Annotated in this window: 23 protein-coding genes and 1 pseudogene; 8 read left to right on the forward strand and 16 right to left on the reverse strand. The window is 68.9% G+C overall.

The window, feature by feature from the left end; genetic code table 11:
- The first annotated feature begins 33 nt into the window (after positions 1-33).
- Complete coding sequence (locus PKD06_RS01580) at positions 34-2,079, forward strand: NADH:flavin oxidoreductase (RefSeq protein ID WP_324377067.1); 2,046 nt, start codon at positions 34-36, stop codon at positions 2,077-2,079.
- A gap of 11 nt (positions 2,080-2,090) precedes the next feature.
- Here PKD06_RS01580 and PKD06_RS01585 read toward each other — a convergent pair whose 3' ends face one another.
- Positions 2,091-3,386, reverse strand: coding sequence for an FAD-binding oxidoreductase (locus tag PKD06_RS01585; RefSeq protein ID WP_324377069.1), 1,296 nt, complete (start codon positions 3,384-3,386; stop codon positions 2,091-2,093).
- A 34-nt stretch (positions 3,387-3,420) separates the two neighbouring features.
- On the reverse strand, positions 3,421-4,119 hold the full coding sequence (locus PKD06_RS01590; protein ID WP_324377071.1) for an HAD-IA family hydrolase: 699 nt from the start codon (positions 4,117-4,119) through the stop codon (positions 3,421-3,423).
- Positions 4,120-4,241: 122 nt separating this feature from the next.
- Between PKD06_RS01590 and PKD06_RS01595 the strand changes: the two genes are divergently transcribed.
- Positions 4,242-5,198, forward strand: a complete 957-nt coding sequence (locus PKD06_RS01595; RefSeq protein ID WP_324377073.1) for a LysR family transcriptional regulator — start codon at positions 4,242-4,244, stop codon at positions 5,196-5,198.
- Here PKD06_RS01595 and PKD06_RS01600 read toward each other — a convergent pair.
- Complete coding sequence (locus PKD06_RS01600) at positions 5,195-6,013, reverse strand: DUF1194 domain-containing protein (RefSeq protein ID WP_324377075.1); 819 nt, start codon at positions 6,011-6,013, stop codon at positions 5,195-5,197. The genes PKD06_RS01595 and PKD06_RS01600 overlap by 4 nt on opposite strands.
- Positions 6,014-6,095: 82 nt before the next feature.
- Positions 6,096-6,629 (reverse strand): GcrA family cell cycle regulator, encoded by a 534-nt coding sequence (locus tag PKD06_RS01605; protein ID WP_324377077.1) that lies wholly within the window; start codon positions 6,627-6,629, stop codon positions 6,096-6,098.
- Positions 6,630-6,982: 353 nt separating this feature from the next.
- On the opposite strand from PKD06_RS01605, the gene PKD06_RS01610 reads away from it, so the two are divergent.
- From PKD06_RS01610 to PKD06_RS01625, 4 genes are all read left to right on the forward strand, one after another.
- Positions 6,983-7,645, forward strand: coding sequence for an anti-sigma factor (locus PKD06_RS01610; RefSeq protein ID WP_324377078.1), 663 nt, complete (start codon positions 6,983-6,985; stop codon positions 7,643-7,645).
- 127 nt (positions 7,646-7,772) lie between these two features.
- Positions 7,773-8,999, forward strand: coding sequence for an aspartate aminotransferase family protein (locus PKD06_RS01615; RefSeq protein WP_324377080.1), 1,227 nt, complete (start codon positions 7,773-7,775; stop codon positions 8,997-8,999).
- Positions 8,996-9,940, forward strand: coding sequence for an ornithine carbamoyltransferase (gene argF, locus PKD06_RS01620; protein ID WP_324377082.1), 945 nt, complete (start codon positions 8,996-8,998; stop codon positions 9,938-9,940). The genes PKD06_RS01615 and argF overlap by 4 nt, the downstream gene beginning before the upstream one ends.
- The gene (locus PKD06_RS01625; RefSeq protein WP_324377084.1) at positions 9,937-10,923 is read left to right on the forward strand and encodes an Hsp33 family molecular chaperone; all 987 of its coding nucleotides are present in this window, start codon (positions 9,937-9,939) and stop codon (positions 10,921-10,923) included. Before argF ends, PKD06_RS01625 begins: the two co-directional genes overlap by 4 nt.
- Positions 10,924-11,132: 209 nt before the next feature.
- On the opposite strand, the gene ppk2 is transcribed toward PKD06_RS01625, so the two are convergent.
- The 9 genes from ppk2 to PKD06_RS01670 form a co-directional block, all read right to left on the reverse strand.
- Positions 11,133-11,900: a polyphosphate kinase 2 gene (ppk2, locus tag PKD06_RS01630; RefSeq protein ID WP_324377143.1), complete on the reverse strand. Its 768-nt coding sequence runs from the start codon at positions 11,898-11,900 to the stop codon at positions 11,133-11,135.
- A gap of 64 nt (positions 11,901-11,964) precedes the next feature.
- Positions 11,965-13,674, reverse strand: coding sequence for a Na/Pi cotransporter family protein (locus PKD06_RS01635; protein WP_324377085.1), 1,710 nt, complete (start codon positions 13,672-13,674; stop codon positions 11,965-11,967).
- Between the two features lie 40 nt (positions 13,675-13,714).
- Entirely contained in the window at positions 13,715-15,517 is a 1,803-nt protein-coding gene (locus tag PKD06_RS01640) for a V-type ATP synthase subunit A (protein WP_324377087.1), read from the reverse strand.
- Positions 15,514-16,212: a hypothetical protein gene (locus PKD06_RS01645; protein ID WP_324377089.1), complete on the reverse strand. Its 699-nt coding sequence runs from the start codon at positions 16,210-16,212 to the stop codon at positions 15,514-15,516. Before PKD06_RS01645 ends, PKD06_RS01640 begins: the two co-directional genes overlap by 4 nt.
- Positions 16,209-16,901 (reverse strand): hypothetical protein, encoded by a 693-nt coding sequence (locus tag PKD06_RS01650; RefSeq protein WP_324377091.1) that lies wholly within the window; start codon positions 16,899-16,901, stop codon positions 16,209-16,211. Before PKD06_RS01650 ends, PKD06_RS01645 begins: the two co-directional genes overlap by 4 nt.
- A gap of 15 nt (positions 16,902-16,916) precedes the next feature.
- On the reverse strand, positions 16,917-17,357 hold the full coding sequence (locus PKD06_RS01655) for an ATP synthase subunit C (protein ID WP_324377093.1): 441 nt from the start codon (positions 17,355-17,357) through the stop codon (positions 16,917-16,919).
- On the reverse strand, positions 17,354-19,147 hold the full coding sequence (locus PKD06_RS01660) for a hypothetical protein (RefSeq protein WP_324377094.1): 1,794 nt from the start codon (positions 19,145-19,147) through the stop codon (positions 17,354-17,356). Before PKD06_RS01660 ends, PKD06_RS01655 begins: the two co-directional genes overlap by 4 nt.
- Positions 19,144-19,749, reverse strand: a complete 606-nt coding sequence (locus PKD06_RS01665; protein WP_324377097.1) for a V-type ATP synthase subunit D — start codon at positions 19,747-19,749, stop codon at positions 19,144-19,146. The genes PKD06_RS01660 and PKD06_RS01665 overlap by 4 nt, the downstream gene beginning before the upstream one ends.
- Positions 19,750-19,754: 5 nt before the next feature.
- A complete protein-coding gene (locus PKD06_RS01670) occupies positions 19,755-21,104 on the reverse strand; it encodes a V-type ATP synthase subunit B (RefSeq protein WP_324377099.1) in 1,350 nt (449 codons plus the stop codon).
- 124 nt (positions 21,105-21,228) lie between these two features.
- On the opposite strand from PKD06_RS01670, the gene PKD06_RS01675 reads away from it, so the two are divergent.
- On the forward strand, positions 21,229-22,194 hold the full coding sequence (locus PKD06_RS01675) for a LysR family transcriptional regulator (protein WP_324377101.1): 966 nt from the start codon (positions 21,229-21,231) through the stop codon (positions 22,192-22,194).
- Positions 22,195-22,272: 78 nt separating this feature from the next.
- Here PKD06_RS01675 and PKD06_RS01680 read toward each other — a convergent pair whose 3' ends face one another.
- The 3 genes from PKD06_RS01680 to PKD06_RS01690 all read right to left on the reverse strand — a co-directional run bounded on the left by PKD06_RS01680 (position 22,273) and on the right by PKD06_RS01690 (position 24,874).
- Complete coding sequence (locus PKD06_RS01680) at positions 22,273-22,653, reverse strand: PLDc N-terminal domain-containing protein (protein WP_324377103.1); 381 nt, start codon at positions 22,651-22,653, stop codon at positions 22,273-22,275.
- 25 nt (positions 22,654-22,678) lie between these two features.
- Complete coding sequence (locus tag PKD06_RS01685; RefSeq protein WP_324377106.1) at positions 22,679-22,948, reverse strand: YMGG-like glycine zipper-containing protein; 270 nt, start codon at positions 22,946-22,948, stop codon at positions 22,679-22,681.
- Positions 22,949-23,092: 144 nt separating this feature from the next.
- Positions 23,093-24,874, reverse strand: coding sequence for a TonB-dependent receptor (locus PKD06_RS01690; RefSeq protein WP_324377108.1), 1,782 nt, complete (start codon positions 24,872-24,874; stop codon positions 23,093-23,095).
- Position 24,875: 1 nt separating this feature from the next.
- On the opposite strand from PKD06_RS01690, the pseudogene PKD06_RS01695 reads away from it, so the two are divergent.
- Positions 24,876-25,090 (forward strand): annotated as a pseudogene (locus PKD06_RS01695) (MFS transporter); the annotation flags it as partial.

Consider the following 25,090-nt stretch of genomic DNA (forward strand, 5'->3'; position numbering starts at 1 on the left):
CCCCCGGCGGCCTGCCGAGCCATGGAGGCGCATGTGTACGATTTCGATCCCGCGATCGTCGCCAGGGACCCGCTGCTGCAACCTTTTTCCATCAAGCACGTGACCTTCCGAAACCGCATCATGAGCACCAGCCATGCTTGCGGCCTCGAAGTGAACGGCATGCCCGAGGAAGCCTATCAGCGCTATCACGAGGAAAAGGCCAAAGGGGGCGTCGGTCTTTCGATGTTCGGCGGCTCCTCGAACGTCGATATCGACTCGCCCAATATCTTCCGCCAGCTCAATGTGGGCACCGACGCTATCATCCCGCATCTCCAGCGCTTCAGCGCGCGGATGCACGGGCGGGGCGCTGCGCTGATGTGCCAGATCACCCATCTGGGGCGGCGCGGCGATCCCTATGGCGGGGACCGCCTGCCGACGATCGCGCCTTCGCCGGTCCGCGAGACGGCCCACAGAAGCATCCCGAAGGAGATGGACGAGCACGATATCGACCGCGTGGTGCGAGCCTATGCCGCCGCCGCCCGGCGCTGCAAGGAGGGGGGCCTCGACGGCATCGAGACCCTGGCCGGCGGGCATCTGATCGGCCAGTTCCTCTCTCCCGCGACCAACCGGAGGACGGACAGGTTCGGGGGCTCCCTCGAGAACCGCTGCCGCTTCGCCCTCATGGTCCATGACGCGATCCGCAAGGCGGTGGGCGACGACTTCCTGGTCGGCATGCGCTTCGTCGTCGACGAGGGCCCGGACGGCGCGCTGCGCTTCGACGAATGCGTCCGCATCGCCCTGGTCCTGAAGGAGGCGGGCGGGATCGACTTCTTCAACGCCATCTACGGCACCATGGACACGCTCGCCGCGCTCACGGTCTACAACATGCCGGGGATGGGCTCGCCGCTGGCGCCCTGGGTCGAGCCCGTCGGGGCGTTCCGCCGCGAGGTCGGGCTGCCGGTCTTCCACGCCGCCCGCATCGCCGATCTCGCCTCGGCGCGGTTCGCCGTGCGCGAGGGCAAGCTCGATATGGCCGGCATGACGCGGGCGCAGATCGCCGATCCCCATATCGTGGCCAAGCTGGCGAGCGGCCGCGAGGAGGAGATCCGGCCCTGTGTCGGCGCCACGCATTGCCAGTCGCAGCACAGGCCGTCCTGCCTGCACAACCCGGCGACGGGGCGCGAGCTGACCTTCAGCCATGTCGTCGCGAAGACCCGAGGCCCGGCGCGCAGGGTCGTCGTGATCGGCGGCGGGCCGGCCGGCCTCGAAGCGGCGCGCGTGAGCGCGGAGCGGGGGCACGACGTGTCCCTCTACGAGGCGGCGTCCGAATTCGGCGGCCAGGTCCTGATCGGCGCCACGGGATCGTGGCGGCGCGACCTCAAGGGCATCGTCGAATGGCGGGTCGCCGAATTGCAGAGGCTGGGCGCCACGCTCCGCACCGACGCCTATATGGAAGGGGAGGACATCGCCGCCCTGAACCCCGACGTCGTCATCATGGCGACGGGGGGCCTGCCGCTGGCCGATCTGGAGCGGGGCGCGGAACTCTGCACGACGACATGGGACGTGCTGACCGGCCAGGCCGCGCTCAGCGGCGAAGTCCTCGTCTTCGACGGCACCGGGCGCCATCCGGGCCCGCTGGCCGCGGAGCGGGCGATCGGGATGGGCGCCCGGGTCGAATATGTCTCGATCGACGCGCAACTGGCGGAGGAGCTGACCTATGCCGAGCGCACCCGCTGGAAACGGCTCTTCCTCCGCTTCGGCATCCGGCCGGTCCCCGAGACGCGGCTGGTAGCCGTCCGGCGCCAGGACAATCGCCTGCTGGCGACGCTCGCGAGCGACGTCTCGGGCGAGGTCTCGACGCGCCTCGTCGATCACGTCGTGATCGAGCAGGGGACGATCCCCCTCGACGAGGTCTACCGGGACCTTCGGAGCCGTTCGGCGAATGACGGGGTCAGCGACCTGGCCGCGATGGTTCGTGCGGCGCCGCAGCCCCGGGGCGATCGCGAGGGGTTCGAGCTGCACCGGATCGGCGACGCCGTGGCGAGCCGGAACATCCACTCCGCCATGCTGGATGCGCTGCGGATCTGCAGCGCCCTCTGACGGCGCGTCGCCTACCGGCCGATGCGGTCGAGGAACTGATACCAGCCCGCCACCATGCGCACGGCGGGCTCGCGCAAAAAATAGAAGGGGATGGCCTCGGGGCGCGCGCGCCGCATCAGCCCCAGATCCGTTTCCTCTCCTAGGACAAGGTCGAGAACATGCCGGCCCAGCAGACTGGCCATCGCGATCCCGGTGCCGTTATAGCCGACCGAAAAGGCGGTGCGGGAATCGGCGAGCCCGATCTGCGGGAGGCTGTCCATCGTCATCGCGACGAGCCCCGACCAGCGATGCGTCACCGTCTTCCCGGCCAGTTGCGGGAAGATGTCCTTCATGGCGGCTTCCAGCGCGAGGAAGGCGCTCGCGGAATCGGATTTTCCGAAAGCGCCGCGGCCCCCGAACAGAAGCCGGTCGTCGATGCGGCGGAACCACCGCATCATCCGGCGGGTCTCGCTGTAGCTTCGGCCGTGCGGCACCAGCGTCTCGAAGAGGTCCGGCGGCAGCGGCTCCGTCGCCACCATCGCGCTGCGGAACGGGATCACCGCCCGGCCGACGGCCGCGCTTCCCGGGGCGAGGTCCGAATAGGCGTTCGTGGCGATGACCAGCCGGTCGGCGCGGAGCCTCCCCTGCGCCGTGGCGAGTTCCACGCCCGCCGGGCTCCGGCTCACGGCGACGACCGCGGATTGCTCGTAGATCTCGCCGCCGTTCCTGCGGACCGCCTCGGCCAGGCCGCGGACATAGTTGAGCGGGTGGATGACGCCCGCATGGCTGTTCAGGACGCCGCCGACAAAGGCCCCGGACCCCGTTTCGTGGCGGGTCTCGGCGGCGTCGAGAACCTTCAGGCAGGTCTCGCCGAAGGTCTCCCCGACGGTCCTCGCCTCCTCCACCAGCGCGGCGAGCGCGTGCGCGTTGTGGGCGCAGCGCAGGTTCCCGGTCTTCGCGAAGCCGGCCGCCCGGAGATCGAAAGCCTCGACATAGCGCTCGACGCAATCCATCGCGTCGTGTCCCAGCCGGCTCATCCGCCGGGCGCGCTCGACGCCGTGGTGCTTCGCCATGTCGCTTAGCGAGACGCGATACTTGGTCGAGACGACCCCGCCATTGCGCCCCGAAGCCCCGAAGCCGACCTCGCAGGCTTCCAGGACCACGGGCTTCAGGCCGCGCTCGATCGCCCGCAGGGCCGCGGACAGGCCCGTATATCCGGCGCCGATGATGGCGACGTCGGCGCTCGCCGCCCCGCTCAGGGAGCGAGGAGGAGGGGCCGGCGCCGCGGTCTCCCGCCAGAGGGAGCGCGGGGGCGTCAGGTTCGGCATTCGGAGGCTTTCCATCGCGGGCCCGCGGCCGGCCTCACTCCTTCTCCACCGCGTCCGCCAATTCGCGCAGCGTCGAGAAGTGGAAATCCGGCTTCGTCACCTCTTTCGGAACCGGCGTGCCGCCGAATCCCTGCTGTCCCTTGCGCCTTTCGATCCAGCACACCTTGTAGCCGAGTTCGCGGGCGACGCCGATATCGTGGTATTGGCTCTGGGCGACGTGCAGGATTTCCTCCTGCTTGTATCCGAAGGCCGATTGCCGGCCGAGGTTATAGGAGAAGAAGCGGGGATCGGGCTTCGGATATTGCGCCTCGTCGACCGTGACGCTGTCATGGAACGGCTGCCCGAGCTGGTTCGCGCATGCAGTATAGCCCACGCGGTCGAAATTGGTCATGGCCACGAGCCTGAACCGGCGCCTCAGCCTCTTGAGCGCCTCGGCGGAATCCTCGAAGGCCGGGAAATTGAAGAAGTGCCGCATGAAGGCGTCGCCGGCCGCATCGTCATGGGGAAGGCCGAGTTCCCGGGCGGCATGGAGATAGACGTTCCGCATGACGACGCTGGAGCGCCCCGGAAACTTTTCCCGCCCCACGAGATACGGCTTGAAGATCTGATCGTCGGTCAGCTTCCCGGCCGCCTCGCCGCCGATCGCGCGGAAGCCGTCGAGAATCCCTTTCTCGAAGTCGATGCATGTTCCGACGATATCGAATGTCAGGACCTTGAAATCGGCAAAGGACATGGGTCGCGCCTCTTCGCTCGGACAGTCGAGCGGATGCCAGGGGAAGGGTTCGCGGGCGACGATAGCCGTCGCGCGCGCATCCGCAATTCCACAAATAGTCAGCGAGGGGGTTACATTTTGTCATGTCCGAGCTTCGGCGCCTGCTCCCGTCCCTGAACACGCTGGTGGCCTTCGAGGCTGCGGTCCGCTGCGGCAGCTTCGCGCGGGCGGCGAAGGAACTCGGCGTCACGGGTCCGGCCGTGAGCCGGACCATCGGCCGGCTCGAACTCCATCTCGGCATGCCGCTCTTCCACCGGACCCCGTCCGGGGCCGTCCTGACGAAGGACGGAGCCGTGCTGTTCTCCGGGATCTCGAACAGCTTCGGCGAGATCGAGCGCACCCTGACGCAACTGAGGCGCGACAGGGTCGCGCTCCGGCCCGTCGTGCTTTCGGTCTCGTCGGCCTTCGCGACGCATTGGTTCATGCCTCGCCTTGCGAAATTCCAGTCGCTTTTCCCGGAAGAGGAGATCCGGTTCCACCTGATCAACGGCCCGCTTCAAGGCCCCGTCGAGGGGGCCGACATCGCGATGCGCTTCGATCCCCGGCCCGACGACCGGCACGCCGTCTATCCGCTCATGCCGGAACTGCTCCTGCCGGTCTGCGCGGGCCACTCCGCCGGCGCGAGGAGGGAGGCGGGCGCCTTGCTGCCGGCGGCCGCGAAAATGATCACGCTCAGCGGCTCCCCGTTCCGCTGGGCCGATCTGCTCGCGCCGGAATGGATCAGGAGCACGACCGCCGAAATCCTGCTCGGCGACTACACGCTCGTCGTGCAGGCAGCCCTCGTCGGACAGGGAATCGCCGTCGGCTGGTTCAACGTGATCTCGAGCCTGCTCGCCGAAGGCGCCCTCGTCCCCGCGGCATCCCACGTCGTGCGGACGGAGCGCCGCTGCGATCTCGTCATCAGGAAACCGCGCCCCAAGGTGGTCGACGACATCTGCGATTGGATCGCGAGCGAATATCGCGAGGATGCGATGCTCGTCGGGAAAGCCTATCCCGAGATCGGAGCGAGCCTGCGGTCTCACATGGCGAAAGGCGATTAATCCCCCATCCGCTCGCGCCATTGCCTCTCGCCGACCAGGCAATCGGCCGGCGGGCCGCTCTGGCGGGCGGGGACGACGAGGCTCTCGCGCAACGGCGCGGGGACGGGGCGCTCGGCGATCTCCATGATGATCTTGGTCTTCACCGCCTCGACGAACTGGTCGCGGCTGCGGACGGGCACGAGGAAGGCGCCCGTCCCGCCGATCACGCAGGCCCGGTAATAGCCGGCGAGGTCGGGGATATCGAAGACCCCGCTCGTCTTGAGCATGAGCGGCAGGCCGTTGATGGTGACGCCTCCCGCGAGCGCCTCGTCACGGGCGAGGATCACGGGCCGGCCCTGGTTGTTGGGGCCGTCGCCGGAAATGTCGACGACACGGCGGGAGGCTTGGAAGTCGCCCTCGGCGAGGAGCCTCGCGGCGAAGTCGATCGCGCCGGAGATCGAGGTGCGCGAGGCGCGGCGCGTCGGCTGCTGGGCGAGGCTCGCCGCGAAGGCCAGCGCCGCCTGCGGCCCGTCGATCATCGTCCAGGGCAGGATCACGCGCTGGTCGGCGGCCCCTGCCCATTCGACATAGGCGACGCCGATCCGGCCGAGCACGCCCCGTCCGATCGCGGCCTGGACCTCCTGCGAGCGGAAAGCCTGGATGAAGCCCTCGCGCTGAAGCTGCTGCTCTTCGGGATCCATCGAATAGGAGATGTCGACCGCGATCACGAGCGCGAGATCGACCTCCGTCTGGGCTCTCGCCGGAAGGGCGCAGAGCCACGCGGCGCCCGCAAGGCACAGGGCCGGCCAGCCCGAATTGAACCAGGAGCGTCGCAAGGCAGCCTCCGCGGCCCGACGGTCGGGACGGGGAATGTCGGTCCTGCGCGCGGCTTGCGCAAGGCCGGGGCCGCCGCCCGCGTCAGGCGCGCAGGCGCTTGCGCTCGCTCGCGGGCTGATAGGCGAGCCGGCAATGCACGAGGCAATAGGGCAGGCCGGTGGCGGTGCGGGCGCCGCAGAAGCCGAATTCTGGATTTTGCGGATCGCCGAGCGGCCAGCGGCACATGGTCTCGCGCAATTCGAGGATCGAGACCCGCTGCGAGACCGGAATCTCCGCCGCCTCGGCGGCGGGCGGCGCCTCCGGCACGGAAGGCGGAGCGAAGGCGGCCGGGAGGGCGGCCACAGGCACCGCGGCGAGGATGCGGGGGCGGGGCGGCTCGGGGGCCGCCGGCGCGGTGGCGGGCGGCCGTGCCTTGGCAGGCCGCGCGGCGGGCGCCGGCTGGCCGGCTTTCGTCCGGCCGGACAGGCCGAGGCGATGCACCTTGCCGATCACTGCATTGCGGGTGACGCCGCCGCCGAGGAGAGCGGCGATCTGGCTCGCGCTCAGCCCTTCTCCCCAAAGCTTGCCGAGAAGCTCGACGCGCTCGTCCGTCCAGCTCGTTGCCGCATCCGCCATTCCACCTCCTCATCCCCTCCTTCGAATCCGCATGCCCGCGGTCGAACCGGGGGGTCCGGCCGCGTGAACGAGCTCGCCTGGAGTTCGGGATCGCCGGACGAAAACGCCTGTCCGACGGGCGGGAAATTACCGCTACCCTGGACTCGGGCGCAAGAGTCCCCGAATCGCCGTCCCCGACAATCCCGACGGTCCCGCCTGGAGCCGGATGCCGCAGCCGTGCGCCTGTGGCCCGATCGCAACGCTCCGGAGGGGGGCGCGGAGGCACGGAACGCCGGTTCGAGGCTCGCGCGCATCGCGGATCTGCCCTACGAGGCGGCGGCCCCGGCGCGGGGCGTCGCGCCCGAGGAGAGGACATGAGCCGGCCCGAGCCCCCGGCCGAGGAGGAGGATCCGGCCGCCGGGGAACCCCTGCGCCTCGCCCTCCTGCGCGGCGAAAGAGCGCGCACCCGGCGCCGCCGCCTCTCCGTCCTTGGCCCGGCCGGCTTCTGCCTCGTCCTGGGCGGGGCGGCCGGATGGCATGCCCGCGATTTCGCCGGGGGGCCCCATCCCACGGCCGGGCGGGCCTGGGCGGCGCTGGCCGGCGACGCGCTCGCCGCCTACCGGGCCTATGCGCCCGAGACCGCCCATCCGGTCGAGGCCGGGGCCGGCGAGGCGCATCTGGCGCAATGGCTGTCGCAGCGCCTCGGATTCCCGCTCCTCGTTCCCGACCTGTCGGAGCCGTTCGGCCTCGCCCTCGTCGGCGGCCGCCTCCTGCCCGCCGGTCCCGGCCTCGCCGCCTTCCTCATGTATGCGGATGCGTCCGGCCGGCGCGTCATCCTTTATGTCCGGCCGGGCGAGCGGGGCGAGGCGGCCTTCAACTTCCTGCGGGAGGGCGAGGTTTCGTCCTTCTCCTGGATCGAGGGGGGCACGGGCTACGCGGTCGCCGCCGCGACGGACCGCGAGCAGCTCCTCAAGCTCGCCCGCGCGCTGCTCCGGGACTACGAGCTGGAGGCGGCCCGCCGCAGGAAGGCGCTTTGACGGAGGCGGTGCGGCCGGACCGTCGCTTTGTTGACAAGTCGCGGTGCGACAATAGAGTCCACAGAGCGCCGCCGTGGAGGCGGCGCTTGACGTTTTGGGCCCGAGCGCCCGAATGCGGAGAAGCCCCGTGACCTCGTCGATCCTGCCCGTCTATGCGCGCGCACCCCTCGCCTTCGAGCGGGGCGAAGGTGCCTGGCTCGTGGCGGAAGGGGGCCGACGCTATCTCGATTTCGGCTCCGGCATCGCGGTGAACGCGCTCGGCCATTCGCATCCCCATCTCGTCGCGGCGCTGACCGAGCAGGGGGCCAAGCTCTGGCACATCTCGAACCTGTACCAGAACCCGCTCGGCGAGAGGCTGGCGAAAAGGCTGGCGGAGGCGACCTTCGCCGATGTCGTCTTCTTCTCCAATTCCGGCGCGGAGGCCCTGGAAGCCTCCATCAAGATGGCGCGCAAATACCATGCGGCGAGCGGCCACCCGGAGAGGAACCGCATCGTCACCTTCGAGGGCGCCTTCCACGGCCGCACCCTCGCCACCATCGCGGCGGGCGGACAGCGCAAATACATGGAGGGCTTCGGCCCGGACATGCCCGGCTTCGACCAGGTGCCCTTCGGCGACGACGCGGCGCTCAAGGCCGCGATCGGCCCGCAGACGGCGGCGATCCTGCTCGAGCCGATCCAGGGCGAGGGCGGCGTCCGGCCCGTGCCGCCGGAGCGCCTGCGCGCGATCCGCGCCCTCTGCGACCAGCACGGCCTCCTCCTGATCCTGGACGAGGTCCAGTGCGGCGTCGGGCGTACGGGCAAGCTCTTCGCCCATGAATGGGCCGGCATCGCGCCGGACATCATGGCGGTGGCCAAGGGGATCGGCGGCGGCTTCCCGATGGGCGCCTGCCTCGCGACCGCCGAGGCGGCCAAGGGCATGGTGCCGGGCACGCACGGCACGACCTTCGGCGGCAACCCGCTCGCCATGGCGGTCGGCAATGCGGTGCTCGACATCGTGCTGGCGGAGGGCTTCCTCGACCATGTCCGGCAGACGGCGCTCCTGCTCAAGCAGCGCCTCGCCGAGATCAAGGACCGCCATCCGGCCGTGGTCGCCGAGGTGCGGGGCGAGGGGCTGATGATCGGACTCAAGCTCCACGTCCCGAATACCGACCTCGTCAAGGCGGCCGAGGCGGAAGGGCTCCTCGTGATCGGGGCCGGCGACAATGTCGCGCGCCTCCTGCCGCCGCTCACGATCGGCGAGGAGGAGGTGGCGGAGGCGATCGCCCGGCTCGACCGGGCCTGCGCGCAGGTCGAGGCCGGGATGAAGGCGCAGACCCAGGCCCCAGCCGCCAAGATCGTGGGGGCTGCGGCATGAGGAACGGCCATTCCGAACCGCGGCACTTCCTCGACATCGCCGATTTCACGGGCGCCGAGCTGCGCCGCCTGCTCGATTCCAGCGCGGCTCTGAAGGCACGCCGGCGCCGTGGCGAGGTGCCGGCGGAGCGTCCCCTCGCCGGCAAGATGCTGGCCATGGTCTTCGACAAGCCCTCGACCCGCACGCGCGTCTCCTTCGACGTCGCCATGCGGGAGCTCGGCGGCGAGACGATCATGCTGACGGGCGCGGAGATGCAGCTCGGGCGCGGCGAGACGGTCGCCGACACCGCGCGCGTCCTCTCGCGCTATGTCGACGCGATCATGATCCGCATCCTCGAGCAGGACATGCTGGCCGAGCTTGCCGCCCATGCCACGGTGCCGGTGATCAACGGCCTGACCAAGGTCTCCCATCCCTGCCAGATCATGGCCGACGTCATGACCTTCGAGGAGCACCGGGGGCCGATCACGGGCCGGACCATCGCCTGGACGGGCGATTCCAACAACGTGCTGGCCTCCTGGATCCAGGCGGCGGCGCGGCTCGGCTTCCGCATGCGGGTCGCCACCCCGGCGGAGCTGGCGCCGGGGCTGGACCTCGTCGACTGGGCCGCGCGCGAGGGGGCCGATCTCGCCGTCTCCCGCGACCCCTTCGAGGCGGTGGCCGAGGCGGATGCGATCGTGACCGATTGCTGGGTCTCGATGGGCGACGAGGACGAGAGCCATCGCCACAACCTGCTCGCACCCTACCAGGTCAACGAGCGGCTGATGGCGGCCTCCTCGCGCGATCCGATCTTCATGCATTGCCTCCCCGCCCATCGCGGCGAGGAGGTCACCGACGCGGTCATGGACGGGCCGCATTCGGTCGTCTTCGACGAGGCCGAGAACCGCCTCCACGCCCAGAAGGGCATCCTCGCCTGGTGCCTCGGCGCGGCCGGCTCCCGATGAGCGAGGTCCCCCTCGAGGGCCGGGACGACGTCGTCCTGCCCTTCGCGGTCGAGGCTCTCGACCTGCGCGGCCGCGTCGTGCGCCTCGGAGACGCGATCGACACGATCATCGCGCGGCACCGCTACCCGGATGCGGTCGCGCGCGCGATCGGGGAGGCTGCCGCGCTCGCGGTCCTCCTCGGCTCCGCGCTCAAGTTCAGCGGCCGCTTCCAGCTCCAGACGAAATCGGACGGGCCCGTGGACATGGTGGTGGTCGATTTCGACGCCCCCGACCGGCTGCGCGCCTATGCCCGGTTCGACGAGGCGCGCCTCGCCGCGCTCGGCGAGCATCCGCGCACGGGTGAATTGCTCGGCCGGGGCATCCTCGCCATGACCATCGACCAGGGCAGCCAGGCGAGCCGCTACCAGGGCGTGGTCTCGCTGGACGGCCAGGGCCTGGAAGAGGCCGCCCACCTGTATTTCCGGCAATCGGAGCAGATTCCGACGCAGGTGAAGCTGGCCGTGGCCGAGGAATATTCCGAGGGCCGGCGCCGCTACCGCACCGGGGGCCTGATGGTGCAGTTCCTGCCGGCCGCGCCCGAGCGGGCGCGGGGTTCCGATTTCCATCCGGGCGACGCGCCGGCAGGTCACGCGCCCGAAGGAGAGCCGGCCGAGGACGATGCCTGGACCGAGGCGCGCGCCCTCGCCGCCACGATCGAGGATCACGAGCTGGTCGATCCGCAGGTCTCCAGCGAGCGCCTTCTCTACCGCCTCTTCCACGAGCGCGGCGTGCGCGTCTTCGAGGAGCAGCCGATCCGCGAAGCCTGCCGCTGCTCGCGCGAGCGCATCATGGCCATGATGCGCAATTTCTCCGCCCAGGACCGGCGCGACATGGTCGGCGAGAACGGCCGCATCGGCATCACCTGCGAATTCTGCTCCCGCCATTACGACCTCGACCCGGCCGAGGTGGAGGCGGAGATCGCGGCGGCGCCGGAGGCGCCCTGAACCGCCCGTCATGGCGGGCAGGAGCTTCTCCCCGGCGGTCGGTCCCAGGTTCCTGCTTCGCAGGCCCCACGATGCGGGTGAAGCGCTCCCCTTGTCGTCCCCGGCCGGAGCACAGCGGAGGGGAAGGGGATGACAGGAGAAGCTTCGAACGCCTCGCGTCCGTCAACCGGACTGACGACATTGGCTTTTCAACAACCTGTCGAGACGTCTCAGTACCGCTGCGGGACGAGCTTATACGGATAGTCGGGCTCCTCGTAGCCGTGGGCCTTCTGGCGGTCGGGAAGCGTGACCTTCTTGCGCTCGACCTCCTCGTAGGGGATCAGGCCGAGGAAGTGCCTGATGCAGTTCAGCCGGGCGCGCCGCTTGTCGTTGGCCTGCACCACGTACCAGGGGGAGATATCCGTGTCGGTCGCCGCGAACATGGCATCGCGCGCCTTCGAATAGTCGTACCAGCGCCGGTGCGATTCCAGGTCCATCGGGCTGAGCTTCCAGGTCTTGCGCGGATCGTCGATGCGCTGGGTAAAGCGCCTGGTCTGCTCCTCCTTGCTCACCTCGAACCAATATTTGATGAGGATGATGCCGGAATCGATGATGTCCTTTTCCCAGGCCGGGGTGATGCGCAGGAACCGCTCGTATTGCTCGTCGGTGCAGAATTCCATGACCCGCTCGACGCCGGCGCGGTTGTACCAGCTCCGATCGAAGATCACGACCTCGCCCGCGGCGGGGAAGTGCTCGATATAGCGCTGGAAGTAGATCTGGCTGCGCTCCCGCTTGGTCGGCGCCGGCAGGGCTACGACGCGGAAGCTGCGCGGGCTCACCCGCTCGGTGAGCCGCTTGATGACGCCGCCCTTGCCGGCCGCGTCCCGGCCCTCGAAGACGACGACGATCCGCTTGCCGGCTTCCTTGATCCAGAACTGGAGCTTCACCAGCTCCGCATGCAGCTTGGCGAGATCGGCCTCGTATTCGGAGCGTTTCATCTTCTCCCGCGGCGCATCGGCCTCGGCGGCGGGGAGAGCAGCCTCGGCGGCCTGCCCCGCCTCGTTATTCTTCTTTTTCTTCCCCATGATGCTCCTCGCCTTGTTGATCTGGCGCAAATCCTTGCATGGATCTGGCAATAACCCGCGATAGACGAGCGATTTCCTTGAATTTTTCTATCAAATCGCTGGCCAGCCGGAAATTGGAGACATCCGCGCCGCTGGTCAACTGAAGTTTACTCAGCACGGCATTGCGGGCAGCTTCCGCCAGCTTTTCGATCTCCGCCTTGGCATCGACGACCCGGCGCGCGACCGCCTCGTCCGGCCGCGCGACCAGGCGCACGGCCTCGCCGAGATTCGCGATGACCGCATCGGCATAGGCGAAGGTGCTCTCGTCGCTCAGTTGCGCCGCGTCGACCCCGCTCGCCTGCCAGCGCCGGCCGATGCCCACCAGATTCGTCGTGATCACCTCGCCGATGCCGTCGAGGCTGGTGACGACCTGCGCGAGGGCGATCATCCGCTCGCCCTCCACCTGGGAGTGCTCGACCTGCGACAGGCGGCCGAGATAGCCGAGAATCGCCGTGAACAGGCGGTCCGCCTCGTGTTCCCGCGCGAGCAGCGCCTCGATCTCGGTCCCCTCGCCGTTGAGGAGCACCTCGCGGCCGCGTTGGACGAGATCCGTCACGTGCAGCCCCAGGCGCTCGGTCTCCATCTGGACCTGCTTGATGCCCAGCGACGGGAGGATCAGGGCGTCGTCGTCCAGATAGGCGGGATCGCCGATCTTCTCCATTTCGTCGGCGGGGGACGGGGGCACGATGCGCTCGGCGAGCCGGGCGATGGGGGTCGTGAACCAGATCAGCACCAGCGTGCCCGCGACGCTGAAGATGGTATGCGCATTGGCCACCTGCCGCGGCGTCTCGGCGGCGAGCCGGGCCGTGCCTTCGAGTCCGGGAGCAGCAGGCGAGATGAAGCGCACGAAATCGGCGAATTGCGGGATGATGAAGACGAACAGCAAGACGCCGAAGACATTGAACAGGAGATGCACCACGCCCACCTGCGCGGCTTCCGGCGGCTTGCCGATGGCGGCGAGCAGCGCCGTCCCGCAGGTGCCGACATTCGCTCCCAGGATCAGCGCGATGCCGGATTCGAGCGGGATCAGCCCCTGGCTCGCCAGCGCGATGATGATGCCGAGGGTGGCGGCCGAACTCTGCACGACGGCGGTGAAGATCGCCCCCGCGGCGATGCCGAGGAGCGGATTGCTCATGTTCTGCATCGCGTCGATGAAGGGTTGGAAGGTACGCAGGGGCCGCGTCGCATCGCCCATGAACTGGATGCCGAGGAACAGGAGGCCGAGCCCCAGCACCACCCCACCGAGCTGCCGCACGAGCGGGCGCCCGGCGAAGGCATAGGAGAAGAAGCCGAGCGCCAGCATGAAGGGCGTGAGCCGCGAGACGTCGAAGGCCATGATCTGGGCAGTCAGCGTCGAGCCGACATTGGCCCCCATGATCATGGGCACGGCCTGACCCAGCGTCATCAGCCCGGCCGAGACGAAGCCGACCAGCAGCACCGTGGTGATGGTGGAGGAGTTCAGGAGCGCCGTCACGCCCGCCCCCGCCAGCACGCCGCGAAAGCGGTTGGCGGTGAGCTTGCCGAGCAGGCTCTGCAAGCGCGCCCCGGCAATGGCCTTGAGGCCGTCGGTCATCAGTTCCAGGCCGAAGAGGAAGAGCGCCAGCCCTCCCGCGAGCAGTCCCAGGATCTGGATGAGGTTCAGTTGCAAGGCGGTCGCGGACCCTTCTGGTTCTTCGGGGAGGCAGTGCTCAGGTCACCGGCACGCTGTCGTTCAGCGCCTTGATCTCCTCCGAGAGGCGCTGGAAATCCGGCGTGCCGGGCGCAGCGTAGTTCAGGTTCTTGAACAGGCCCGTCATCTTGACGAAGAAGGTCCGGATATCCTCCTTGCTCGCGAATTCGTAGCGGCTGGTCGCGATCGCATAGACCTGGTTGAACGTCTGCTTCTGCCGCTCCAGCGACACGGAGCTGTCGACGGCGTCGAAGGCGTCCTGCTGCAGGAACACCATGTCCACGAACTTCGCCGCTTCCGAGGCCAGGTAGTCGTCCGAGCTGATGCCCTCCTCGCCCGCCACCTGCTCCATGCGCTGGATCTCGTCGCCGCGATTGAGGAGGGAGATCATCTCGTCGACGCGCGCCATCCAGTCGGGGCCCATATGCTCGGCCGACCACGCGGCGAGCTGGTTGCGGTAGCGCGACCAGGAGGTGAGCGGGTCGATCGCCGGATAGAAGCGCTTGTAGGCGCGGTCATAGGACAGGCCGAGGAAGCACTTCACCGCCGCGAGGGTGGATTGCGTCACCGGCTCCTCGAAATTGCCGCCGGCCGGCGACACGGCGCCGATGATGGTGAAGGCGCCGACCGAGCCGTCATTCGTCTGGATGACGCCGGCGCGCTCGTAGACGCCCTTGATGGCGCTGTCGAGATAGGCGGGGAAGGCTTCCTCGCCGGGGATCTCCTCGAGCCGGCCGGAGGTCTCGCGCATGGCCTGGGCCCAGCGCGAGGAGCTGTCCGCGATCATCAGGGTGCGCAGGCCCATCTGCCGGTAATATTCGCCGAGCGCAATGCCGGTATAGATGGAAGCCTCGCGCGAGGCGACCGGCATCGAGGAGGTGTTGCAGACGATCACCGTGCGATCCATCAGCGATCCGCCGGTCCGCGGATCCTTCAGCCGCGGGAAATCGGTGATGGTCTCGACCACCTCGCCGGCGCGCTCCCCGCAGGCGACGAGGATCACGACGTCGACGTCCGAATGGCGCGCGATGAGGTTCAGCAGGACCGTCTTGCCCGCGCCGAAGGGGCCCGGAATGCAGGCCGCGCCCCCCTGCGCCACGGGGAAGAAGGCGTCGATCAGCCGCTGCGTCGTGATCATGGGCTCGGAGGGATAGAGCCGGGTGGAATAGCCCCGCCGCAAGAGGTGGCGCGGCAGCGCCTGGCGCACCGCCCAGTCCTGCGCCAGGGTCACGTTGCGCACGGCGCCGGAGGCCGTCTTCAGCCGCGCCATGGGCTCGTCGACCGTCATGCTTCCGTCGCGGATCCAGTCAATGGTCCAATCCTCGTCGAGCGCGAAGGGCACCATGATCTTGTGCAGGATCGGCCCCTCGGGGACGGTGGCGAGCACGTCGCCCGCACGGACGCGCTCGCCGACGCGGCGCGTGGCGGTGACGGTCCATTTCGCCCCCGGCGGCAGGGCCGGGGCGGCCACGCCCTTCGGCAGGAAGGTGCCGTGCCCCTGGGCGAGGGCCTCGAGCGGATTCTGAAGGCCGTCATACACTTGGCCGAGGAGGCCGGGGCCCAGGCGGATGGACAGGAGAAGGCCCGTCTGCTCCACCTCGTCGCCGAGGCCGACGCCGGCGGTGCTCTCGTAGACCTGCGCGTCGGCCTGGTCGCCGAGGACCCGCAGAACCTCCGCCTTCAGCCGCTGCCCCGGCGCGCGGGCCGGGCGGATATAGACCACCTCGTTCTTCATCAGGCGGCCGCGGGCGGGGTCGATCAGGCGCAGGCGGACGATGTCCTCCTGCACGGCCACGATGGTGGCGGTGGCTTCGACGGTCATGGATTCGTTCCGATGGGGAATGCGACGTCGGCGGTCGCGGCGTCGAGAAGTTCCGAAAAGCGCGTGGTGGCGGCGGCGACGTCGTAGCGCGCCCAGCGGTCGACGAGGGACCAGCGCACGACGTAGAAGGCGACGGCCTCGAAATCGAAGACATGCCCGTCCGCATAGCGGGCGGCGGCGTCCCAGGCCGCCTTGAGCAGGATTCGCTCGAGGCCGGCCGAATCGCCCGCCTCGAGCCTCTCGCGCGCCTTGGCGAGCCAGGGGAAGGAGCGGCCGACCCCGAAATCGGGCTGCGCCCAATTGGCCCGGATCACCTCGACGAAGCGCCCGTAGCCCCAGCGCTCGCCCGCGGGTGGCGCCTCCTGCCCCGCCGCGCGCCGCCGCAGGGCGGCGGCCAGGGTGCGCAGCTCCAGCCGGTCACGGACCGCATCGCGCAAAATCGGGCTCCGCAGCCGCGCGATCGCCGCATCCATGCGCGCGAGAAAGGTGCCGTCGTCCTCGCCGAGGGCGAGCCGGCTCCAGGACAGGCCCGCGCGCAACGCGTCGAGATCGGCCCGGTCGCGCGGGTCGAGGTAGCCGAGGCGCTCCTCCAGCCGCGTCGCCGTGATCGCGGGCGCCTGGCTGCCGAGCAGGGGGCCGAGAGCCGGCAGGCTCGCCATCAGCATGATGTAGGGCTCGGCCGTCCCTCCCATCATCGAATGATGCCCTCCAGCATGGCGCGGAAGCGGGGCTGGAGATGCGACAGGATGATCTGCGCGACCGCCTTGTCGGTCAGGTCGATGCTGACGCCGCGGTCGAGAAGCTGGAGCCGGATGCCACCCTCCTCGTCCTCGGAGCGGGCGAGCGTCACGCCCTCGCGCAGCATGGCCCCGGCCGAGGCGGCGGCGAAATGCACCAGCGAGCCTTCCACCAGCTCCTCCGGCCTGCGGCGCAGGTCGTCGAGGCCCACCGCCTCGCGCGGCAGCTCGACCACCGCCTCCGCGGACCGGTCGATGCCGCCCTCCTCCCGCGCGCGCCCCGCGACCGCGAGGATCATCCGCTTCAGCAGGTCCTCGTCCTTCATGGCGCCGGAGACGGTCTTGGCCACCTCCTCGGCGAAGCGGCGGGTCAGCCTGTCCTTCAGGTCGAGCACCGCGTCGCGGGCGGCGATGTTCAGCGCCTCCTGCCCGGCGCGGCGCAGGGCCTCGGCCTCGGCGGCGGCCCGGGCGGTGCGGGCCTCGGCGGCGGCCTCGGCCTCCCGCAGAATCTCACGCGCATGAGCCTGCGCGTCCCGCACGAGGCGCTCGGCCTCGCGCCGGCCGGCGCCGACCCCCTCGTCGCGCAGGCGGGAGATCAGCCCGTCGACGCCGGAGGAGGTGCGCAATTCGTTCGGCTGCTCGGCCATGGGCCTTCTCCCGGATCAGATGCTGCGCGCGAGGACCAGTGCGAACACGAAGGTGAAGACCGCGAAGCCCTCGACGATGGCGGCCGGCGCGAGGCTGAGGCCGAAGATCTCGGGCTTGGTCTTGGAGGCGGCGATGGCGCTGGCGCAGGCCCGCCCCTGCCAGACCGCGGTCTGGAGCAGCACGAGGCCGGCGATGATGCCGATGCCGAACAGCGCGCCCGCCTTCTCGGCCGTCATCGGCTGCTGGAGCGAGAACATCACGACGAGGCCGTAGATCACGTTGGAGGACGGGATCACCGAGACGCCGATATAGCGCCCGTAGCCTCCGTCGGTCTCGACCATCGCTCCGATCGCCGCCTGACCGGCGATCGACACGCCGATCGCGCTCCCGAGCGCGCCCAGGCCCATCGGCGCGAAGACGCCGAGCCAGCCCAGGGCGATGACCAATTCGTTCATAAGGGCGTCTCCCTCTTGGAAAATGCACGGAACGGGTAGCCTTCCTCGGTAAGGCCCCATCCGAAGAACTCGATGAAATTGAGCCGCAGCCCGTGGACGACCCCGCTCATCAGGCCGAGCAGGAAATTGATGCCGTGGCCGAGCGCGAGAATGAGGATGGCGAAGAGCACGCCGAGGCCCGGATGGGTGGCGCGCATGTCGGTCGCGAGCGCGTTGAAGGTGCCGGCGAGCGAGGCGCTGGCGAGCCCGAGCGCGAAGAGGCGCAGATAGCTGAGGAGGTCGCCGAAGAGCTTGGTGGCGCCGGTCAGCGCCACGGCGCCCGCCCCGAGGCGCCGCGCCCAGTCGAGCGGCTCCTTGACCGGATGCTGCACGGCGGCGCCGGCGAAGACCGCGCAAAGCCCGCCCGCGAGCCCGAGCGAGGCGAGGATCTCGGCCGCCCGGCCTTCCGACTGCCAGAGCAGCATTCCCGACCAGATGCAGGCGATCCAGCCGAAAGCGGTGACGCCGCGCCCGCTCGTGCGGTTGAGCCAGGCGACGGCGCCGAGCGCGATGGTCAGGTGCAGCGCGCCGATCGCGACGGAGAGCAGCATCATCGCGTCGAAATTGGTGACGTCGATGAAGGCCAGGGCCGCGAGGAAGCCGCCCGCGGGCGGCTTCACGCCGAAATAGGAGCCGCAGGCGATCCCGTAGACGAGGGCCGTGCCCGCGATGGCCGCGAGCATGGTGCGGGCGCGCCGGCCGGCCGCGCTCTGTCCGAGGCGCCGCCAGAAGATCGCGGTGCCGGCGGCGATGACCGCCGCATAGCCCGCATCCCCCAGGATCATCGCGAAGAACAGCGCGAAGGAGCCGAAGACGACGAAGCTCGGATCCCAGGAGCGATAGCCGGGGCTGGTATAGAAGAAGGTGAGGTCGCTGCCGCTCGCGACGCCTTCGGGGACGGTCAGCAGCGTCGGGGGCGAATCCTCGGCCGAGGGCGCCTCGACGACGAGCGCGAGGCCCCGCTCGGCGGCGAAGGCTTCCACCGCGGCGACGGATTCGGCCGGCGCCCAGCCCTGCGCGGCGAAGACCTCGTCGTGGTCGAGCGTCTGCTCGCCCGCCGCGCGCAGATCTTCCCGGTCGGCGGAGGCGGCGAGGCAGGCGCCGATCAGGGGGCGCCAGCGCGTCAGCTCCGCGCGGGCCGCCTCCGCCTGCTCGGTCGCGATGAGGGTGTCCTCGAGCTCCCGCTTCAACTGGCTGCGCGGCACCGCGCCCGTATGGACGCGCGGCACGGGCAGCAGGTCTTCCGGCGGCTCCTCGGGGGAGATCACGGCCACCTGGAGATTCGTCGGCCCCTTGCCCAGGATCTGCCAGGGCAGGTCCACCCGGTCGAGGGCGGCGCGGTCGCGGATCGGCAGCAGGTAGAACCACAGGCGCTGGCCGCCCATCTCGTCGAGCGGGGCGAAGGCGAGATCGCCCCAGGGGGCCAGGTCCTCGATGCGCTTCTGGAGGTCGTCGCGGCGGTCGCGCAGCGCGCGCAGCCGCGAGCGGTTGTCGAGGGTCTCGGCCACGACGGCATCGAGGTCGAAGGGGGTGCCGGCGCGATAGGGCAGGCGTCTGTCGGAGGCCTCCGTGAGGTGGCGGAAGGCGGTCTGCGTCCGGTGGATCTGGGTCGGATCGACCGGGGTGAGCGGTGGCGCTTCCTTCATGGGAATGAGGTGCAGGACGCCGAGGGCTTGCAGCCCCTCCAGCACCTGCGCCTTCTCCCCGATCAGGCCGCACAGGGTCACGCGGCGCATCGCTGCAATGCTCACGATGCCGCCTCCGCCGCCCGCTTGCCCTTGGAGAGCTTGGCCGCCACCACGCCGGCGCGCTCGGCGTCGCCGAGGAAGACCAGGATGCGGCGGATGTTCTTCTCGGCCTGGGGAATGAGGATCTTCTCCAGGAGGTTGGTGCGCTGCGAGATGCGCGTCACCGCCTTGTCGAGGATCGCCACCCGCTCGTCGGCGATGCGCGAGTCGAGGCGCAGCCGGATGGCGGCTTCGAGCCTCTGCACCACGGCATCGACCCAGTGGGGCCGGGTCATGAAGCCGTAGGGCGCGACCTCCAGCTCGATCTCGCCCACCACCGGAAGCCGGACGCCGGCGACGTTCTGGACGCCCATGCGGACGGACTTCACGCGCACGAGCCCGTCGAGGACGATGCGGCGGTCGGCGAGCATGGGCAGGGCCGCCCCCGCCTCCTCGACCGCCCGGCGCGCGTCGTGCTCATGCTGCGCCTTGGCCGCGCGCGCCTTGTTGCGCTCGGCCATGAGCTGCTGCCGCTTCAGGTCCAAAGCGGGCAGGTACCGGCGATAGGAGGCGAGCGCCTCCTTCTCGCGGCTGAGCTGCGACTTGCTGAGGGTGACCTGCGCCACGGCGATCAGGCCACCGGCGCGGCGGGATAGTACTTGTCGAGAAGGTTCTGGCGCACCAGCAGCTCTTCCGGCGAGAAGCACTCGGCCATGGTCTTCCAGCCGAGATCGAGCGCCTCCTCGATCGGCCGGGAGAGCGTGATGTCCATGAAGCGCTCCTTGAACAGGGCGCCGTAGCGCAAGAGCCGCCGGTCGTATTCCGACAGCTCGAAGGCCATGGCCTGCTTGCGCTCGGCATCGCGCGCGCCCGAATAGAAGCGGATCATCGTGTTCATGACCGCTGAATGGTCCTCACGGGTCTCCTTGCCGACGACGTGCTGCTTGAGGCGCGACAGCGAGCCGAAGGGATCGATGAAGCCGTCGCGCAGGTAGAACTGGCCCTCGGTGATGTAGCCGGTATTGTCCGGGACCGGATGGGTGACGTCGCCGCCCGGCATCGTGGTGACGGTGAGGATCGTGACCGAGCCGCCGCCCTCGAAGGAGGCCGCCTTCTCGTAGCGGCGCGCGAGCTGGGAATAGAGATCGCCGAGATAGCCGCGGTTCGAGGGCACCCGCTCCATGGCGATGCCCAACTCCTTCAGCGCGTCGGCGAAGGCGGTCATGTCGGTCATGAGCACGAGGACGCGCTTCTTCTCCTCCACCGCGAAATGCTCGGCCACCGCGAGCGCCATGTCGGGCACGAGCAGCCGCTCCAGCGGCGGGTCCGCCGCCTGGTTCACGAACATGACCGTGCGCGCGAAGACGCCCGCATCCTCGAAGGTGGACCGGAAGCGCCAGTAATCGTCGAAGGTGAGCCCGAGCCCGCCGAACACCACGACATCCGCCTCGGCCTCGACCCCGATCCGCGCCAGGAGCGCGTCGTGGGGCTCGCCGGCGGTGGAGAAGATCGGGATCTTCTGGCTCTCGACCAGGGAATTGAACACGTCGATCATCGGCACGTTGGTGCGGATCATGCGCGAGGCGAGCTTGCGCCGGGCCGGGTTCGCCGAGGGGCCGGCGATCTCCACCTGCGGGTCCTGGTCGAGGCTGGGGCCGCCATCGGCGACGGCGCCGCCGCCGCTGAACACGCGCCCGAGAATATTGCCCGAGAAGGCGACGCGCGGCGGATGGCCGAGGAAGCGCGCATGCGAGCGGGTCGAAAGCCCCTGCGTGCCGCCGAAGACCTGGAGAGAAGCCTCGCCCGCCCCGAGCTTCACCACCTGCGCGAGCCGGGCCTCCCCGTCGACATCCTGTATGACCGCAAGATCGCCGTAGCGGGGCCCGCTCGAATCATCCTGGTCGTGGGCTGGAAGAGCGATGCGAACCACTTCGCCGACGATAGACAATACTCTGTCGTACCTGACGGGCACTACCGGCATCGTTGGCGTTCTCGTCAAAGAAAGAAAAGCGTTTCGCGCTGGGGCGGCACTATGGCAAGATCAAAGGTCGTGTAAATACTGAATATCATTCATCATTTGAATGATCGTCGTAAAAGGTTGACGCATGTCAATTCCTCCTATCGATTTGAATCTGCTCCGCGTATTCGACGCCGTCATTCGGCATCGAAGCGTAAGCGTGGCAAGCAAAGAGTTGAGCGTCACCGCATCCGCAATAAGTCATGCCCTGGGGCGCCTGCGGAAAACCATTGGGGACGAATTGTTCATCTACGGAGAAAACGGGATGGAGCCGACGCCGCGCGCCGTCCAACTGGCTCCCGACATCCGTCTCGGCCTGAAGCTGATCGAGGATGCTGTCAGCTCCAAGCCCTTCGTGCCCTCGGAATCGACACGCACCTTCCGGATTTCCGCCTCGGACTATATGACCATCTGCATGCTCACCGGCCTGGTCGCGCAACTGCGCAGGATCGCGCCGAGGATTTCCCTGTACATCTTTCCGTGCAACCGCACCGACGTCGTCCGCCATCTCGACGACGGGCGCATCGACTTCATCGTCGGCTGGTTCGGCAATTTGCCGGACCGCATGCGCCGCACCAGCCTGATGACCGAGACGGAAGCCCTGGTGGTGCGCCCCGGCCATCCGCTGGCCGCGGAAAAAATCACCAGGGAGCGCCTGCTCGCCTTTCCTTTCGCCGTCACCGAATTCACCGGGAGCGAGGAGCAGGGCGTCGACGGGTTCTTCGACGACAGGGGCGTGTGGCGGCGCATCTGGATGGAGCGGCTCCTGCTCGAATCGAAGGGCGAGCACAGCGAGGAGGCAGGCCCCCACGTCGCCGTGACCCTGCCGCATTTCGCCGCGATCCCGCACATTCTCCGGGAAACCGACATGGTCGCCACCCTCCCCGAGCGGCTGGCGAGGCAAGCCGTCGCGCGCGGGGAACTGGTCATGCTCGACCTGCCCTACGAGCCGCTGAAGGTGCCGGTCGAGGCGGTCTGGCACAGCCGGGGGGACCGGGATCCGGGGCTGAACTGGCTGCTCGAGACGCTGATCGAGCTGATGCAGGCCGCCTGAAAGATCATTCGGCGGAACACGGGCAATCCCGCGCCGGGACGGGATGACGCCCCGGCGCGGGCTCCCACTCCCGCGGGACTACCCGACGAGGCGCGCCCGCAGGCGCTGGTATTCGTCGGCGGAGATCGAGCCGGCCTGCTTGAGCCGGTCGAGCTTCTCGATCTCGTCGGCCGCGCTGAAGCCGACGATATGGCGCAGCTGCTCCTGGGCCGCCTTCGCGCGGGCCGCCTCCCGCTCGGCCATGCCGCTCCCCTGGGTCAGGAGATAGGCGAAGATGCCGAGATAGGGGAGCACGACGAGCAGGATGACCCAGAGGATCTTGCTCAGTCCCGACACGTCGTGCCGGCGGAACAGGTCGCCCAGCACCACCACGAGCAGCCAGAACCAGAGGATGAACAGGAAGATCGCGAAGGCATCCGTGATGAAGTTCGCGAACGTGAAGCCACCTTCGAACAGCATGATATTTGTCCCTCGCGACGAAGCCTCAGGGGCAGGGACCCGTGAAGCGGCGGCCGTTGACGTCCTGGAAGACGCAATTGTTCGGCGTGGTCGCGCGTCCGATCAGGGCGCCGCCCACGCCGCCGGCGACCGCACCGATCGCCGCGCCGCGCCCGCCGCCGGCCGCCGCGCCGATCAGGGCGCCGCCGCCCGCGCCGATGGCCGCGCCGCCGAGCGTGCGCTGCGATTGCGATTCAGTATTGCAGCCTGCAACCGCCAGGGCAAACAGGGACGCCACGGCCAGCTTACGGATCATTTTATTTCCACTCGACGTTGATTGCTGAAGGGATCGGAGGGCCGCTCCCTAACATGACCACGGCGATCGACATTTACGCGGCGTCCCAGCCATTGTGCAGCCAGTCCCAATTTCCGCGCTGCCGCAGGTTGGTGCGACGGCGGGTCACCAGCTCGTGACGCGGATGCCGGCATAGGCGGCGAGGCCCGGCCGCAGGAAGCCGGTCGGATCCTCGACGCGCTTGTCGAACAGGTTGTCGACCCGCGCGAAGACGTTCATGTATTCCGTGACCTTGTAGCTCGCCGCGATATTCACGATCGCATAGGGATCGGTACGCAGGCGCGGAATGGAGAAGTTGCGGTTCACGTCGACCTGCGAGCCGATATAGATGACCGTGCCGGTCAGGGTCAGGAGCGGCAGGGGATTCCAGTCGATCACCGCCGTCGCCTTGTGGCGGGGCCGGCGCAGCAGCTCCTGGTGCGTGTCCTCGTCCTTCGTCGAGGTGTTGGTGTAGGTGAGCTTGATCTTGAGCGTGTCGGTCGCGGTGATGTCGAGGAAGCTCTCGACGCCGTAGGCGCGGGCGCGCCCCACGTTCTCCAGCGTCGAGGTGAAGGGCCCGACCGTCACCGAGTTGATCAGGTTCTTGAAGTCGTTCTCGAAATAGACCGCCCCGAAGCGGATCCGGTTGTCGAAGAGCGGCTGCTCGAACCCGGCATCCCAGCCCGTGCTCGTCTCGGGGCGCAGGCGGGGATTCGCGTAGAAGCCGAATTCGGGATAGTCTTGGTAGAGCTGGCTCAGGGTCGGCGCCTTGAAGCCCGTCCCGACGCTTCCCTTCAGCTTCGTCTCGGTCCAGGGCAGGATATAGGCCGGCGCGATGCGGTAGGTCGTGTGCGAGCCGAAGGCGTCGTTGTCGTCGTAGCGCAGGTTCGAGGTCAGGTAGAAGCGATCGAAGAACTGCTGCTGAAGCTGGACATAGGCGCCCGTATTGCCGTTCTTCGGATTGATCTCCTTGTTCGAGAGCGACTCGTCGTCGCGCTGCACGCCGAAGACCAGCCTCTGGCCGTCCATGATCTGGAAATCGCCCTGGTAGTCGTAGCGGGTCCGAATGCCGATGCCGCGGGTCTGGGAGGGATCGACGAAGGCGGCGAGGGGCGCGCCCGTATTGGTCGTGTAGGCGTTGGTGTAGCCGACGCCGAAGACGTTGCGGAAGCGCCCGTCCAGGAGATTGATGACCGCTTCGCCGCGGTGGTACTGGTACTGCGCCGCCGAGCGCGAGCGGAACTCGTCGGGGACGGGATACCAGGAGCCCGGCACGGGATAGCTGCTGTCGCCCGTAAAGAGCAGCGTCGTATCGGTGAGCCGCCCGGCATAGTTCAGGCTGAAATACTCGTTGAAGTCATAGCCGAGCTTCGTCGAGAATGTCAGGTTGTCGTAGAGATTCGGATTGATGCGCCAGCCCGGCGGCACGAGGTCGGGCGGGGTGACGGGCGTCGCCTCGGACCTGTAGTGGCCGACCGAGAAGGCGTAGTTGAACCTGTCGGTCGAGCCCGACAACGAGCCGAACTGGTTGAAGGTGCCGTAGGAGCCGCCCTCGGTCGTGACCGTGGCCTTCGGCGGGCCCTCGCCCTTCTTCGTGATGATCGAGATGACGCCGCCGATGGCGTCGGAGCCGTAGAAGCCCGATTGCGGCCCGCGCAGCACCTCGACCCGCTCGATGTCGTTCGCCAGCATCTGGCCGAAATAGAAGGTGCCGTTCGAGCTGGAGGGGTAGGAGACATCGATGCCGTCGATCAGCACCTTGACCTGGCTCGCATTCGAGCCGCGCATGAAGACCGAGGTCTGTCCGCCGGGGCCGCCCGCCTGGACGACGTTGAGGCCCGGAACCTGCTCGAGGAGATTGGGAAGGGTCCGGCGCTGCTCGCGCGCGATCTGCTCGGAGGTGATCACGGTGACCGAGCTTGCGACCCGGTCCAGCGGGACGGGATTGCCGGTCGGGGAGACCGCGACCGGCTCCGCGGCGGGCGCCCCGACCCCGCTCTACGTCGTCTCCCAGCAGCAATGGGGCTTCCCGACGTCCACGCTGACGCTGGTCTTCGCCGCCTACGTCCTCGGTCTGCTGGCCACGATCCTCGTCGTGGGCGCGCTGTCCGACCACGTCGGACG

Source organism: Enterovirga sp. (assembly GCF_035325185.1).
GTDB lineage: Bacteria > Pseudomonadota > Alphaproteobacteria > Rhizobiales > Beijerinckiaceae > Enterovirga.